Raw genomic sequence first — 15,043 nt, 5'->3', positions numbered from 1 at the left:
ATGTGTATGTCTCAGAAGAAAAAACTCGTCGTGACCGAACTTCACAAGTATTACGGCGAACATGAGGTGCTGAAAGGCGTCTCGTTGTCCGCCAGCGCCGGCGACGTGATTTCCATCATCGGCTCCTCCGGTTCGGGTAAAAGTACGCTGCTGCGCTGCATCAATTTTCTCGAAAAGCCCACGGAAGGCACGCTGTGGGTTAACGAGAAGGCGATCCGGCTGGTGCGGGACAAAGACGGCCAGCTGAAAGTGTTCGACAAAAAACAGCTACAGCTGCTGCGTACGCGGCTGACGATGGTGTTTCAGCACTTCAACCTGTGGAGCCACATGACGGTGCTCGAAAACGTAATGGAGGCGCCGATTCAGGTGCTGGGCATCAGCCGCGTTGACGCACGCGAACGGGCGATTCGCTATCTAAACAAAGTCGGCATCGATGAACGGGCGCGCGGGAAATACCCCTCCAGCCTGTCTGGCGGGCAGCAGCAGCGCGTTTCGATTGCGCGCGCGCTGGCGATGGAGCCGGAGGTGCTGTTGTTCGACGAACCGACCTCGGCGCTGGACCCGGAGCTGGTCGGGGAAGTGCTGAAAATCATGCAGCAGCTGGCGGAAGAGGGTAAAACCATGATTGTGGTGACGCATGAAATGGAGTTCGCCCGTCATGTCTCTTCGCAGGTGGTGTTCCTGCATCAGGGCGTGATTGAAGAGCAAGGGCCGCCGGAGGCGGTGTTCAACCATCCCCAAAGTCCCCGCTTGCGGCAGTTCTTGTCCGGCGCATTGAAATAAGCGCAATAAAAAACCGCCCGACAGTCGGGCGGTTTGAGCATGAGCCAACGTGCGCGGCGTTAAACGGCGTGTGACTCCGCGCCGCTGCGGGCGTTGATCAACGCGGGATACGGCGATCCCACTGGCGGTTAAACACCTCTTGACCGTTATGCTGGATGCGCATATCCGCCGTCACGATGAAGTGGGTGAGATCGCCGCGCAGCTCCAGCGTGATCTCCGCCTCGGTCCACCAGCCTTCGCGCCCCATCTTCATCGACTGCGTCAGTAGATAGCGGGCCGACAGCGGGTCCTGACTATTGATGGTCAGCTCACGACGCAGGCTGTGGTCGACGGTGGTATCGATATCGTCGAAGCGGTAAACCCCTTCGCCGAACACGCCGCCGACGCCTTCGGTGACGTAGGTCCAGGTATCGGTGACGATGTCGTAAGACGCATGGCGATCGACCCGTCCCGGCGACAGCACGGTCAGCGGGACGTCCGGCGCGGTCCTGGGATGCGGGTTGGGGCCGGAGATAGGCTGCACGGATTCACAGACCGGCAGGCGCAGCTGCGCGCTCGCCAGATCGACGCTCAGCGTCGCTGCTTCGGCCATCGGCCACACCATCGGCCAGTAGGTGGTCGCCAGCGAGACGCGCAGACGATGCCCGGCGGGGAAGCGCCAGGCGATACCGTCCAACTGAACATTGACCTGCACGGTTTCTCCCGGCGTCAGCGGGGTATTTCGATCCTGCCCCTGCAAATGGCTGAGATTCACCCAGCCGTGAGAGACGCGAGTCACCGCGCCGTCTTCCGCGACGTCCGACAGGCGCACATACAGCATGGCGGCGGGCTTATCGCTTTTCAGCGCGACGCTGAACTGCGGCAGGCCATAGATCGTCAGCATCTCCGGCAGCGGTTCGCTTTCATAAAACGTCGCCAGACCATCGTCGATGCGCTGGTCGCTCGGGCTTTCGCCCAACACGCCTGCGCCCATCCATTCACCGCCCATCACGCCGTGACTCTGCGGCGAACAGATATTCTGCCAGCCGGCGCGCTCATCTGGCTGGTCGTTCAGCTGGCCTCGCTGTAGCCAAAAGGTGCGCGGCGTGGTGGCCGAGGCGGTATCGCCGTCAATGCCGATCCATTCGCCCGGTGCTGTGGGCCGCTGCGAGCTGGGGCGCTGGCTGTCGTTCATCCAGGCCTGTACACGCGGGCCGTCCAGCACGTCATTGTCCTCGCCTTTCAGCCAATGGTCCCACCAGCGCACGGCCTCTTGCAGGAAGCCGATGGCCGGTTCCGGCGTGCCGTCCTGCGGATAAATGTGCGCCCACGGGCCGATGATGGCTTTGCGCGGGACCGCCAGGTTGTCCATCAGGCGGAATACGGCATTGGTGTAGGAATCAGCCCAGCCGCCGATCGCCATGACCGGGCACTGAATGTCCGACCAGTTTTCGCCCACGGAGCCGTGGCGCCAGTAGGCGTCGCGCAGCGGATGGTCCATCCACTGGGCGGGGAAGAACGGCATGTTGTCGAGCCGGTGCATCCAGTCCTGATACCAGCTCTCGCCGACCAGCGCCGGATCCTGAGGACGGCTCTGGTAGGCCATCATGATGCCGCCCCACCACAGGTTGTCGTTTAGCAGGCAGCCGCCCTTGTAGTGGATGTCGTCATTGTAGCGATCGTCGGTCGAGCAGACGGTGATGATGGCTTTCAGCGCCGGCGGACGGCGCGCCGCCAGTTGCAGGCAGTTAAAGCCGCCCCAGGATTTGCCCATCATGCCGACCGCGCCGCTGCACCACGGTTGACGGCTGATCCAATCGATGACTTCCAGCGCATCTTCCTGCTCCTGCGGCAGATACTCATCGGCCATCAGCCCGTCGGATTCGCCGCTGCCGCGCATGTCCACGCGCAGGACGGCGTAGCCGTGGCCCGCAAACCAGCCGTGCATCGGTTCATCGCGCGTACGGGTGCCGTCGCGTTTGCGGTAAGGGATGTATTCCAGAATGGCCGGAACCGGCGTTTGATGCGCCTGCTCGGGCAGCCACATCCGCGCCGCCAGACGGGTACCGTCGGCCAGCGTGATCCAGAAATGTTCGGTCACAACGACGTTGTGGGGAAAGTGGGTTACGGTTTCTTTCATCATATTCCTGTCGAAATTTCATTGCTGCGAGTCTCCAGAACTTCGTCGAGCCAGGAGCTGCGCATTTCAGGGACGGAGGTCAGCAGTTTTTCGGTGTAAGGGTGCATCGGGGCGCTAAAGACTTTCCCCGTCGGGCCTTGCGCGACGATATTGCCCTGATACATGACCGCGACCTGCTGAGCGACGCGTTTGACCGTGCCGAGATCGTGCGTGATGAACAGGTAGGAAAGTCCCAACTGTTCTTGCAGCCGCTTGAGCAGATTCAGCACGCCTTCGGCGACCAGCGGGTCAAGCGCGGACGTCGCTTCGTCGCAGATGATCAGGTCCGGATTGGCGGCCAGCGCCCGCGCGATGCAGACGCGCTGCTTCTGCCCGCCGGAAAGCTCGCCGGGGTAGCGGTCGGCCAGCGAGGTCGGCAACTCGGTCAGTTGGAGCAGTTCCTCGACGCGGGCGCGCACCTGCTGGCGGTTGTAACCGAAATAAAAGGCGACAGGGCGGCCGATCGCTTCCCGAATCGTCTGCCGCGGATTCAGCGCGACGTCCGGCAACTGGTAGATCATCTGAATGCGGCGCAGCGTCTCTTTGTCGCGTTGCTGATAGCGGTGCGACAGTTTGACGCCGTCAAAGATCGCGTCGCCTTCGGTATCGTTCAACAAACCGCACAGCGCCCGCGCCAGCGTGCTCTTACCGCTGCCGGATTCGCCGATGACGGCCAGCGTTTGCCCTTTGGGCAGCGTCAGCGACACCTCGTGCACCACCCGTTTGCCACTGTAGCCGGTGCTCAGGCGATCCAGCGTCAATAGCGCCGAGGCGTCGGACGGCGTGTCTTCGCCCGGCGTCAGCGCGTGCGTCCGCTCGGAAACCAGCTGCTGCGTATAGGTTTCCTGCGGTGTCTGCAAAATGATGTCGGTGGCGCCGCATTCGACGGCGCGTCCCTGACGCAGCACCAGAATGCGGTCGGCAATCTGAGACACGACGGCCAGATCGTGCGTGATGTACAGCGCGGCGGTGTTGAACTCCCGCACCAGCTTACGCAGCATCACCAGCACTTCGATCTGCGTGGTGACGTCCAGTGCGGTAGTGGGTTCGTCCATGATCAGCAGGTCAGGTTTGCAGGACATCGCCATCGCCGCCATCGCGCGTTGCAGCTGTCCGCCGGAAAGCTGATGCGGATAGCGTTTGCCGATGTTTTCCGGGTCGGGCAGATCCAGCGCGGTAAACAGCGTTGTAGCCCACGCGTTCGCCTCGCTGCGGCTCATCAGACCGTGGCGCAACGGGCCTTCGCAGACCTGTTTGCCGATGGTCAGCGCCGGGTTGAACGCGGCGGCGGCGCTCTGCGCCACGTAGGCGACGCGTCGGCCGCGGATCGCCTGCTTCTGCGCGTTGGAGAGCGGTACGATGTCTTGGTCGTCGATGCGGACTTCGCCTGCGCCGATGCGGCAGCCCGGACGGGTATAGCCCATTGCGGCCAGCCCGATGGTGGACTTGCCCGCGCCGGACTCGCCGATCAGGCCAAGCACTTCGCCCCGTTGCAGGGTGAGCGAAATGTCCTGCACCAGCGCGCGTCCCTCTTCCTCGGTTTCAATACGCAGGTTGCGAATGTCGAGTACAGGTTGATTCATGCTTCATCCCCCAGTGACAGGTTATTGCGCAGCAGCAGCCAGTCCACGACCAAATTGACGCCGATGGTCAGCAGCGCGATGGCCGCCGCCGGGTAGAGCGGCGCCAGCAGGCCGAAGTTAATGGCCTGCGCGTTGTCGCGCACCATGCTTCCCCAGTCGGCGTACGGCGGTTGGATGCCAAGGCCGAGGAAGCTGAGACCGGCGATGAACAGGAAGGTAAAGCAGAAGCGCATGCCGAATTCGGCCAGCAGCGGCGGAATGGCGTTGGGCAAAATTTCCCGCGTCAAAATCCAGCGCAGGCCTTCGCCGCGCAGTCGGGCCAGTTCCACATACTCCTGACACACGATGTCCTGCGCGACCAGACGCGCGAGCCGGAAGACGCGGGTGGCGTCCAGCAGCGCGATAGTGCCGACCAGCACCGGAATCGACGTTCCCAGCACGGAGAGGACGATCAGCGCCAGAATCAGGACCGGAATCGACATCAGCGTATCGACGATGCGCGTCAGCACGACGTCGACCCAGCGGCCATAAATCGCCGCGCTAAAACCGGTGATGATCCCGATGACGAAGGAGCTGAAGGTGATCACCAGCGCGATGGCGATGGTGGTGCGGGCGCCGAACAGAATACGGGACAGCATATCGCGCCCCAGACTGTCGGTGCCGAGCAGGGCGTCAGCCGACGGCGACATCCAGATATCGCCGACCTGCGCCGTTTCGCTGTGCGGAGCCAGCCAGGGCGCGAACAGCGCGCCGATCAGATTGGCGGCGATAATTAACAGCCCGATCCACGCGGAGAGCGGCACTCCGCGCATTTTAGTGATGTTCATGCCTTGCTTACCTCGTATGTCGCAGACGGGGGTTACACCAGATAGCCAGCAGGTCGGCGACGGTATTCAGCAGAATATACGTGCCGCCGAACAGCAGTCCGCACGCCTGCACCACCGGCAGGTCGCGTTTACTGACCGCATCGACCATCAGCTGTCCGATTCCCGGATAGACGAAGACGACTTCGACCAGGATCACGCCGACGACCAGATACGCGAGGTTAAAGGCCACCACGTTGATGATGGGCGCCAGCGCGTTGGGCAGGGCATGGCCCATCACGATGCGCCAGCGCGGCACGCCCTTCAGCAGGGCGGTTTCGATATAGCTGGCGGACATGACCGCACCCACGGAGGCGCGCGTCATGCGCAGCATATGCGCGAGCACCACCAGCACCAACGTGAGCATCGGCAGCGTCGCGTTATACAGACGCTGCGTCAGCGTGTCGTCCGGGCTGACCATCGCCAGACTGGGGAACCAGGCGAAGTGAATGGCGAAGAAGATCACCAGCAGGTAGCCGACGAAAAACTCCGGCACGGAGATGCTCAACAGCGTCAACGAGTTGGCGAGGCGATCGAACAGCGAACCGCGCCAGATAGCGCAGGCGATACCGAGCGCCACCGCCAGCGGAATGGCGATCAGCGCGGCATAGGCGGCCAGGAACAGGGTGTTCTCCAGTCTTGGCAGCAATTCTTCGCTGATAGGACGTCCGTTAGCCAGCGAGGTGCCGAGATCGCCATGCAGTATGCCGCTCAGCCAGTGCAGATAACGGCCGATGGCGGGCTGGTCCAGCCCCAGTTGGGTGCGCAGCGCGGCGATGGTTTCCGGGGTGCCGTTCTGACCAAGCAGCGCGCTGGCGATATCGCCGGGCAGCAGCTCGGTGCCGAGAAAGATCAGCATGGAAACCAGCCAGAGCGTCAATAGCCCCAGCAGCAGTCGATGAAGGATATGCTTTTTCATTACGACTCCAGCCAGACGCGCTCAGCCAGACGTCCTCCCATAAAGTTGAACAACGGATGGGGGGTGACGCCGCCCAGTTTTTTGCTGGTCGCATCGAGATAGTCGCCGAACAGCGGAATCATCGCGCCGCCGTCATCGCGTGCGATGCTTTGCAGTTCGCCGTAGATGTCGGCGCGCGCTTTCTCGTCCAGCATGGAACGGGCCTGCAACAGCAGCGCATCGAATTTGTCATTTTTCCAGTGCGAGTCATTCCACTTGGCGGTGGACTGCCAGGCGGTGGAGAACATCTGATCGGCGGTCGGACGCCCACCCCAGTAGCCCATGCTGAACGGGGCTTTCATCCACACGTTTTCCCAGTAGCTGTCGGCCGGCTGGCGTTTGATGGTGACCTGAATACCCGACTGACTGGCCTGCCCCTGGAACAGCGCCGCCGCGTCCAGCGCCCCGGCGAAAGCGGCGTCGGAAGAGGAGAGTTCCAGCGGCAGCGCGGTGAGGCCGGCCCTCTTCAGATGGAATTTGGCCTTATCTGGGTCCCATGCGCGCTGCGGCAGCTCGTGGTTGAAGAAGCGGTCGGTTTTCGGAATCGGGTGGTCGTTGCCGAGGCTGCCGTAGCCGCGCAGCACGGTAGCCAGAATTTTTTCACGGTCAATGCCGTACTTGATCGCGAGGCGCACGTCGTTGTTGTTAAACGGCGTGGCGCGGCAGTCCATCAGGAACGTGAAGTGCTGGCCGCCGGAAGATCGCACAATATTCAGCATCGGGCTGCGCTTGAGAAAGTCGACGGTTTTGAAATCAACGCGGTTGATGGCGTGTACCTGACCGGAGATCAGCGCATTGGTGCGGGCCGTCGGATCGTTGATGACCAGCACTTCCACGGCGTCGACGAACGCACGGTCCGGCTTCCAGTAATTGGGGTTGCGCTTGAAGCGGGAGCGCACGCCCGGCTGGTAGTAGTCGAACGTGAATCCGCCGGTGCCGATGGGGTGCGACCAGTCGGTGAAGCCGTTCGGCACGACCAGCAGGTGATAGTCCGCCAGCAGGTAAGGCAGATCCGCGTTGCCGCTATCGAGCGTGATGGCGATTTCGTCAGGAGCGGTGCGGGAGAGTTGGGTGATGCTGGCCAACTGGGAGCGAATGGCGCTGCGCGAGTTTTCACCGCGATGCAGGTTGATGGAGTAGATGATGTCATCCGCATCCAGCGTTTTGCCGTTATGGAAAGTCACGCCCTGACGCACTTTGAAGCGCCACGCTTTGGCGCCCGGCTCGACCTGCCAGCTCTCCAGCAGCTCCGGCGTCGCCTGATTGTTCTCGTCGATTTCGACCAGGCCGTTCATCAGCATGTAGGCCTGATTGAGCGGCACCCAGTCGCTGAACAGCGTGGGATCGAGCGTATCGCTGGTATTACCGCCGGACATACCCAGTTTGAGCGTGCCGCCCCGCTTGGGCACGGCTTGTGCGGCAGAACTACTCAAAGGAAATGAAGAAAGTACACTACTCGCTCCAAGGAGTGCGGCAGTATTGAGAAACGACCGGCGGCTGAACTGAGCCTGCCCGAGCCATTTCTGTAAGTCCGAATGCTCTTTTTTCATTTATTTCTCTCCATGGTGTTGGTTTCATATGCGTATAGACCACTCGTCGAGGAGTGAAATAAGTCCGTGTCCCGTCATCTTACTGATGTTTTATATTTTCTGTTTTCTCTATCCAATAATGGCAAAACGCGGCTCAGGATACTGCAAAAAGGCCCATTTTTCTAATCGACGACGTCAGAAGAGAAATCTTACCGAGGAAAATCAGCAGGCAATATCGTGAAATTGGCTCGGTCAAAAGGGCTATTTCCTGCGGGGGATTGCACAGGGGTAAGGCGTTGTTGTCGTCATCTGTTTTTTTGCCTTAGATGCGATTTTGGCAGGTCATCGAACGGGTGAAAAATAGCGGGTTGGGTCAGTGATGCGCCGGCTGTGGTTATTCCCGCAGCATCCATTGATATCAAAAAAATAATGAATCAGAAACCGCCGCTTGACGTCGATAAATAGCGCTGTCTTGAGATACAAAAACGGCGGAGGAGAAATTTACGTCGCCAGGCTGATTTAAAATAAAGTCCAATGTGGTTTATTTATCTGTAAATGAATGGTTTTTTGTCATTATGAGTGTGAAGGTGCGACGGCGATGAAATGAGCAGGAATTAAACTTTCGCTGTTATTATTTTACGGTTGTCAGCCACGAATAGGATGGCGGAAAATTGCATGTCGTTTTTCCTTTTTTGTCGTCAAAATAGGTCTGTCGTGATCATGTGATGAGGGAATATTGTTTTATTTTTATCCCGGTTATATGTCCGCTCATCGCCTTATTCTTGCGCCAGTGAATATGCCGATTAACGGTCATTTTAAATCCCTTGTCGTCAGCCGCGCATTGACGGTGATTTTAAGGTGGATGCACGGTGCCATCGCTGTGAATTAACTACGATATATTCCCGTTGAAAGCTGATCATCACGAAAACTTATATTTGAAGCTGATTGTAGCGTGGCCGTTTTTCAGTGTGGAATTTATCGCTGAGGTAAGGGAATAAATAGGTGTTTTTGATCGGGGAAATACCTTGCCGGTAATGTCTTTCACTGGGTCCAGTCTGCGAGAAGGTGCGGACCGTCGAATAAAATACCCCTATGGGGTATGATTAACCGGCTTCAGGGCGTATGTTGATAAGCAGGTTTCAACCATTGAGCGTCAACAGCGACCCTGCGGTTTCGCGGTAGTTTCCGCGGCTTGCCGGCCGTCGGCGCGATGACACCCTTGTCTGCAAACAGATCAGGACAGACCCAACATGAGCCAATCCCAGCCTCTGCATCTTACCGTCACCGGTATGTCCTGCGCCGCGTGCGCCAGCCGCATTGAACGCGTCCTTAATCGCCTGGATGGCGTCTCCGCCAACGTGAACTTCGCCAGCGAGAAAGCGGTGGTCAGCCTTGATGACGCGCGCAGTTCGTCCACCGATGTGATTGCCGCTATCCGCAAGGCCGGGTTCGACGTGGCGGACCAGCGGGTTTCGCTGGCCGTGGACGGCATGAGCTGCGTCGCCTGTGCAGCGCGCATTGAAAAGGTACTGAACAAGGTGGATGGGGTGACGGCGACAGTCAATTTCGCCGCCGGACGGGCGCAGGTCAGCGTCACCCCCGGCAGCGCCACGCCGGAATTCCTCATTGCGCGCATTGAACGCGCCGGATTTACGGCCCGTCAGGTGACGGTCGGCGATCGGGAGGCCGAACGTCAGCGGCGCGCGCAGGCATGGAAAAAAGATCGCAATGCGTGCGTGGCGGCGGCCGTGCTGTCGTTTCCGCTGCTGTTGGAAATGGCCGCCATGTTTTTCGGACAGACGCACTGGCTGCCGGGTTGGTGTCAGTGGCTGTTGGCGACGCCGGTGCAGTTCTGGTGCGGTCGTCACTTTTATCGACGGGCCTGGAGCGCGCTGCGCAGCGGAACGGCCAACATGGATGTGCTGGTGACGCTGGGCACCAGCGTTGCTTACCTATCGAGTCTGGTGACATTGTTGATGTCGGAGCACGGCGACCTCTACTTCGAGGCCAGCGCCGCCATTATTACGCTGGTCCTGCTGGGAAAACTGCTGGAAGGCAGGGCCAAGGCCAAAACCGGCGACGCCATTGAGAGCCTTTTGCGTTTGCAGCCGCAGCTAGCGCACGTCGACGTGGACGGCGAATGGCAGGACCGAGACGTCGCCTCGCTGCGTTGTGGCGAGGTGTTTCTGGTCAGGCCGGGGGAGAGTGTGCCCGTTGACGGCGTGGTGATCGACGGACTGTCCGAAGTCAATGAGGCGATGCTGACGGGGGAGAGTCAGCCCGTGGTGAAGCAGGCGGAGGCGCAGGTTTATGCGGCCACGCAGAATCATAGCGGCGCGCTACGTGTGCGGGCGACCGGCGTCGGCAGCGATACCGCGCTGTCGCGTATCGTCCGTCTGGTGGAAGAGGCGCAAGGCTCCAAAGCTAGCGTGCAGCGGCTCACCGACCGGGTTTCCGCCATCTTCGTTCCCGTCGTCATCGTCATCGCCGTGCTGACATTTGCCGCCAATTGGCTGGTGACAGGGCTGTGGGACGCCGGTCTGGTCAACGCCGTCGCCGTGCTGGTGATAGCCTGTCCCTGCGCGCTGGGGCTGGCGACGCCGACCGCGATTATGGTCGGGACCGGTCAGGGCGCGCGCGCCGGGATCCTGTTTCGCAATGCAAGCGCGTTGGAAAACGCCCGGCGGTTACAGGTGCTGGTGATGGATAAGACCGGGACGCTGACCGAAGGGCGACCTTCCGTGGTCAAGGTGCTTCCCGCTGACGGCGTCTCGGAGGACGAATTGCTCAGTCTGGCGATGGGGCTGGAGCAGCATTCCGAACATCCGCTGGGTCAGGCGCTGGTGAAATATGCGCAGCAGGTTGGGGCGAGCGCGGCAGAGGTTCACGGCTTTAGCGCTATCGTGGGGCGCGGCATCCGCGCGCAGATGGGCGACAGCACATTGATTCTCGGCTCACCCAGGTTCCTGACGTCGCGCGGCGTGGTGTTTGATACCGCGATCCCCGCGGTGCAAGAGCAAGAGGGGCTGACGGTGGTAGGGCTGGCTCGCGACGGTCTACTGCTCGGCTATGTCTGTTTCGACGATCGGCTGCGTGCGGATGCCGTGGAGACCGTGAAGACGCTGCATCGGCAAGGGATCCGCGTCGTCATGCTGACGGGCGATAACGCGCGGGCGGCGGCGCGGGTGGCCGAGCGGGCCGGGATCCACGCGTTTTTCGCCGAAGTGCTGCCGGAGCAGAAAGCGGAGCAGATCGCCCGCCTGCGGGCGGAGGGGCACTGCGTGGGGATGGTCGGCGACGGCATCAACGATGCGCCCGCGCTGGCGATCGCCGACGTGGGATTCGCCGTCGGCGCCGGGTCGAATATCGCGTTGGACACGGCAGATGTGGTGCTGATGCAAAGCCGTCTCGGCGGGCTGCCCGACGCCATCAGCCTGTCGCGCGCGACGCTCAATAAGGTCAGGCAAAACCTGTTTTTCGCCTTTTTCTATAATGTGCTGGGGATCCCGCTAGCCGCCTTCGGTCTGCTGAGTCCGGTGATCGCTGGTAGCGCGATGGCGCTAAGTTCAGTCTCCGTCTTGAGTAATTCACTGTGGTTGCGTCGCTGGAAGCCGCGGGGCAAGCGTAATAACGGGTTAACCAACGTTCAGAACAGAGGAGTGTGACGATGTCTCATGCATCATTAACGGTTGTGGGGATGGTTTGCGGCGGATGCGCCAGCAAGGTGACGGACGCGTTGCAGGCTTTGGACGGCGTGACTCAGGTCAACGTGACGCTGGAGAAGGGGTTGGTCGACGTGGAGTACGCTGAAACAGTGACGGCCAACCCCAGCGCGTTCCGCAACGTCATTGAAGAGCTCGGTTTCGATGTTGCCGGCTAAGTGTGACGCGTGCCTTGACGCCAGCGCGGGCGAGGCTGACGCGAAGCAGGTGGTGCAGCCACGCAAAAAAGCCTTGTTAAACCGCTTAAAGCGGATCAATGGGCAGGTTAACGGCATCACGCAGATGGTGGAGCAAGACCGGTATTGCGTGGATATTCTCAATCAGATCACCGCCGTACGCTCCGCGTTGAGCGCCGTCGCCAACCAGATGCTGGCCGACCATGCCAACGGCTGCGTCCGTAAGGCGGTGCTGACCGACGGCGGCGAGGATGCCATTGCCGAATTGTTGCAGGTGATTCAGCGTATGCGGTGACGACGTGTCGCGATGCTGATGACGCTTCACCGCGGGTCGCAGCTCTGACGTACAGAACCTTCGCCCCTAAACAGGGCGTGCGGTATCGCGCTCGCTGAAAGCCCGAGGAAAGGGGGGATCTGGATGGGATGAAGGAGGTGCTATCGGCAGGACAGGCAACGCGAAGAGTAATTACAAATCCAACAGTTCGTCAGCCCAGAGGGTCGCTTCGGTGATGAGTTTCAGCATCTGGTCTTCATTGACCTCCATCATTTCCATGTAGGTGTTCAGCTGTTCCCAATTTTGCTTTTCATAATACGAGATGACGCTGAGATAACTCGCCAACTCCCCGGTGTTTTCCATCAGCGCGCATTTGATATGCGACGAGACCGGGATTTGCTCCAGTAAAAGGCTCATCGGAGAGTCCAGAATGGCGTCCAGCATGGAAAAGAGACCGCATAAAAAGGCCTCGAAGGGATCTTCGCGGCCATGCAGGCTGATCGATAGCAATTCACAAAATTTCCCGCGGATTAGACTCATACGATACAGCTCGCAGGATTTGTCCTTACTCCCCATCGTGATGCTGATCAGTGAAATGAATCGCCGCAATTCCCGTTGTCCCAGAAATATGGCGATGCTGCGAAACGACATGGATGTCGTGATGACGGACAGGTTGGCCTTGTAGCGGAAGTTGTTGAAATACCGCATCAGCTTGTAGGCGAGAGATAAGTCGCTATTGATCAGCCGTTCAATTCGGTCGTAGTTCAGCTCCTGTTCATTCGCTTCCTTGAGCAGTTGAATGGCGTTTTTATGATCGTTGGAGAGCCGTTTAGCTTTGAACATCTGCGGATGGCTGAAGAAATAGCCCTGAAACAGCGTAAATCCCATGGCTTTGACGCGCAAGAATTGCTCGTTGGTCTCGACCTTTTCAGCCAGGTAGCGGAGGTGTTTGTGTCTTAGCGTGCTGATGTAACGTCCAATCTCTTCAAAGGTCGACTGTTGCAGGTCAAACTTGATGATATCCACATAAGGCAAAAAACGATCCCAAATGGGGTCCATGCTGAAGTCATCCAGCGCGAGCGTGAAGCCCTTTCTCTTTAACCTCTTAACGGCAGAAAACAGTTCTTCGTCCGGCGTGGAACTTTCAAGAATTTCGATCACGACTTTATCCGCCGGTAAAATTTCCGCATGTCCTTCGACAAGGAGCTGATAGGGGAAATTAATATAGCTGAGGTGGTCGCCGGTGAGTTTATTCAACGGGGTGGTGAGAAATTGTTCTGATATTAGCTGAGCGGTGGCATATTCCGGACTAACGTCAGGAAACTTATTCGTAATACCCTGGCGAAATAGAAGCTCATAAGCTACTGGCTGTAAGTGTTGGTCTAAAATGGGTTGCCGTGCAACGAATGAATACATAAGAAACCTCCAGACTGAAAAAGGTAAAAAGAGGTAACTGGATCCTTATTAACAAATTATTCCGTGTAATATTATTTTGTCCCTGCATAGCCGGAGGGGCAGTACCATCTTCCTTCAACAATTCTAACAGTCTTTTGATTTTTTTCTGGCGGATGCCCCTGATTTCAATCGGCTAGCCATAATGGTTCATTAATTGAACCGGCCGTCCACGTGACCGCAGGAGAGATACTGTGAGGGTGTGTTGCGATACCTAATTGATTTTTATAAGTAATGAAAGAGGGGCGGTGATTTTCAAAGCAACAACCGGTCACGTGTCTTCGGGCTATCTCGATGGGGATAATCGATTGCGGTGTCATTTAACGTTGACGGGATCTCGTTGTCGCGCATTTTTTCCTCAATAATAGTTATTGTCAGATGGATAAGAAAAGACGGCTATTGTTAGCATATAGTTTTCATTTCTACAGCCGATAACAGGCAAGAGTAACTTGAATAAAATGACTAAATGCACGCGGCTCTGGCCGGACATTAATTAAGTATTCGTATTATTGAGGACTGCATGGATAATTTTCAGAAAGATATCGATGAGAGGACTAACCTCACATCCGCCAACAAGCTGGAACTCTTGTTGTTCAGATTGGGAGGCTCCGAGCAACAGGGGGGGCAATCCGAGTTGTTCGGCATTAACGTCTTCAAGCTGCGTGAAATTGTCCCCATGCCGTCTTTGACCAAGGCCGTGGGTATGAAGCCGCCCATGATGGGTATGGTGAATATTCGCGGACAGGTCATCCCCGTGATCGATCTTCCTGCGGTGGCAGGATGCAAGCCGCAAACAGGGTTGAATATTTTGCTGGTGACGGAATATGCGCGTAGTACGCAGGCGTTTGCCGTTGAATCCGTCGACGATATTGTTCGTCTTGACTGGAGCCAGGTGCTGACCGCTGAGGCGGGCGTCAGCAGCAGTTATATCACCAGCATCGCACGGCTGGACACTGACAAAGAAAGTAACAACCTGGCCCTGGTGCTGGACGTGGAGCAGATCCTGCACGACATGATCCCGGTCGATCGCGATATCCATATCAACGATATGGAAAACAAAGCGTTTCCTATCAAGCCTGGCTCGGTCGCGATTGTTGCCGAAGACTCCAAGGTCGCGCGTTCGTTGCTTGAACAAGGCCTGGAACTGATGCAGGTCCCCGGCCAGATGCATGTTACCGGTCAGGAGGCGTGGAACAAGATCCAACAGTTGGCGAAACAGGCGCAGGCGGAAAATGTGCCTATCTCCGATAAGATCGCGTTTGTGCTGACCGACCTGGAAATGCCAGAAATGGATGGCTTTACGCTGACACGCCATATCAAGGGCGATCCCTACCTGAAACACATTCCGGTGATTATTCACTCATCGCTGTCTGGCAGCGCCAACGAAGATCACGTGCGTAAAGTCGGCGCCGATGCTTATGTAGCGAAGTTCGAAATCAACGAACTGGCGGCTGCGGTCCAAAGCGTGCTGGTGAAGTAAACGCCGGGCTAGACTCGCGCAACTCCGCCCGCATCACGCCCGCGATGCGGGCGGAGAAATCCCTT

General features: G+C 58.5%; 11 protein-coding genes. 5 read left to right on the top strand and 6 right to left on the bottom strand.

The window, feature by feature from the left end:
• Positions 1–6: 6 nt before the first annotated feature.
• The gene (gene hisP / locus BLU64_RS00520) at positions 7–783 is read left to right on the top strand and encodes a histidine ABC transporter ATP-binding protein HisP (RefSeq protein WP_036153069.1); all 777 of its coding nucleotides are present in this window, start codon (positions 7–9) and stop codon (positions 781–783) included.
• Between the two features lie 97 nt (positions 784–880).
• Here hisP and BLU64_RS00515 read toward each other — a convergent pair whose 3' ends face one another.
• The 5 genes from BLU64_RS00515 to BLU64_RS00495 are packed head-to-tail and all read right to left on the bottom strand — an operon-like array spanning position 881 to position 7,895.
• Positions 881–2,902 carry a CocE/NonD family hydrolase gene (locus BLU64_RS00515; protein WP_074727644.1) on the bottom strand — a complete coding sequence of 674 codons (2,022 nt, stop codon included), beginning with the start codon at positions 2,900–2,902 and terminating at the stop codon, positions 881–883.
• The gene (locus BLU64_RS00510; protein WP_026743070.1) at positions 2,902–4,524 is read right to left on the bottom strand and encodes an ABC transporter ATP-binding protein; all 1,623 of its coding nucleotides are present in this window, start codon (positions 4,522–4,524) and stop codon (positions 2,902–2,904) included. The genes BLU64_RS00515 and BLU64_RS00510 overlap by 1 nt, the downstream gene beginning before the upstream one ends.
• Positions 4,521–5,351 (bottom strand): ABC transporter permease, encoded by an 831-nt coding sequence (locus BLU64_RS00505; protein WP_026743069.1) that lies wholly within the window; start codon positions 5,349–5,351, stop codon positions 4,521–4,523. Before BLU64_RS00505 ends, BLU64_RS00510 begins: the two co-directional genes overlap by 4 nt.
• A gap of 7 nt (positions 5,352–5,358) precedes the next feature.
• Positions 5,359–6,306, bottom strand: a complete 948-nt coding sequence (locus BLU64_RS00500; protein ID WP_026743068.1) for an ABC transporter permease — start codon at positions 6,304–6,306, stop codon at positions 5,359–5,361.
• Positions 6,306–7,895, bottom strand: coding sequence for an ABC transporter substrate-binding protein (locus BLU64_RS00495; RefSeq protein ID WP_026743067.1), 1,590 nt, complete (start codon positions 7,893–7,895; stop codon positions 6,306–6,308). Before BLU64_RS00495 ends, BLU64_RS00500 begins: the two co-directional genes overlap by 1 nt.
• Positions 7,896–9,124: 1,229 nt before the next feature.
• Here BLU64_RS00495 and BLU64_RS00490 point away from each other — a divergent pair.
• Genes BLU64_RS00490 through BLU64_RS00480 form a run of 3 tightly spaced genes read left to right on the top strand, consistent with a single transcriptional unit; the run spans position 9,125 to position 12,067 of the window.
• Positions 9,125–11,539, top strand: coding sequence for a heavy metal translocating P-type ATPase (locus BLU64_RS00490; RefSeq protein WP_074727642.1), 2,415 nt, complete (start codon positions 9,125–9,127; stop codon positions 11,537–11,539).
• Between the two features lie 2 nt (positions 11,540–11,541).
• A complete protein-coding gene (locus BLU64_RS00485) occupies positions 11,542–11,754 on the top strand; it encodes a heavy-metal-associated domain-containing protein (protein WP_026743066.1) in 213 nt (70 codons plus the stop codon).
• A complete protein-coding gene (locus tag BLU64_RS00480; protein ID WP_036153065.1) occupies positions 11,741–12,067 on the top strand; it encodes a metal-sensitive transcriptional regulator in 327 nt (108 codons plus the stop codon). The genes BLU64_RS00485 and BLU64_RS00480 overlap by 14 nt, the downstream gene beginning before the upstream one ends.
• Before the next feature lie 171 nt (positions 12,068–12,238).
• On the opposite strand, the gene BLU64_RS00475 is transcribed toward BLU64_RS00480, so the two are convergent.
• Positions 12,239–13,462 (bottom strand): EAL and HDOD domain-containing protein, encoded by a 1,224-nt coding sequence (locus BLU64_RS00475; protein ID WP_074727640.1) that lies wholly within the window; start codon positions 13,460–13,462, stop codon positions 12,239–12,241.
• Positions 13,463–14,018: 556 nt separating this feature from the next.
• Here BLU64_RS00475 and BLU64_RS00470 point away from each other — a divergent pair.
• Positions 14,019–14,978 (top strand): chemotaxis protein, encoded by a 960-nt coding sequence (locus BLU64_RS00470; RefSeq protein WP_074727638.1) that lies wholly within the window; start codon positions 14,019–14,021, stop codon positions 14,976–14,978.
• The last annotated feature ends 65 nt before the right edge of the window (positions 14,979–15,043 follow it).

The organism is Lonsdalea quercina (genome assembly GCF_900107885.1).
In the GTDB taxonomy this organism is placed as follows: domain Bacteria; phylum Pseudomonadota; class Gammaproteobacteria; order Enterobacterales; family Enterobacteriaceae; genus Lonsdalea; species Lonsdalea quercina.
Note: the sequence above shows the minus strand (reverse complement) of the source record. Positions and strands in the feature narration are given on the sequence as shown.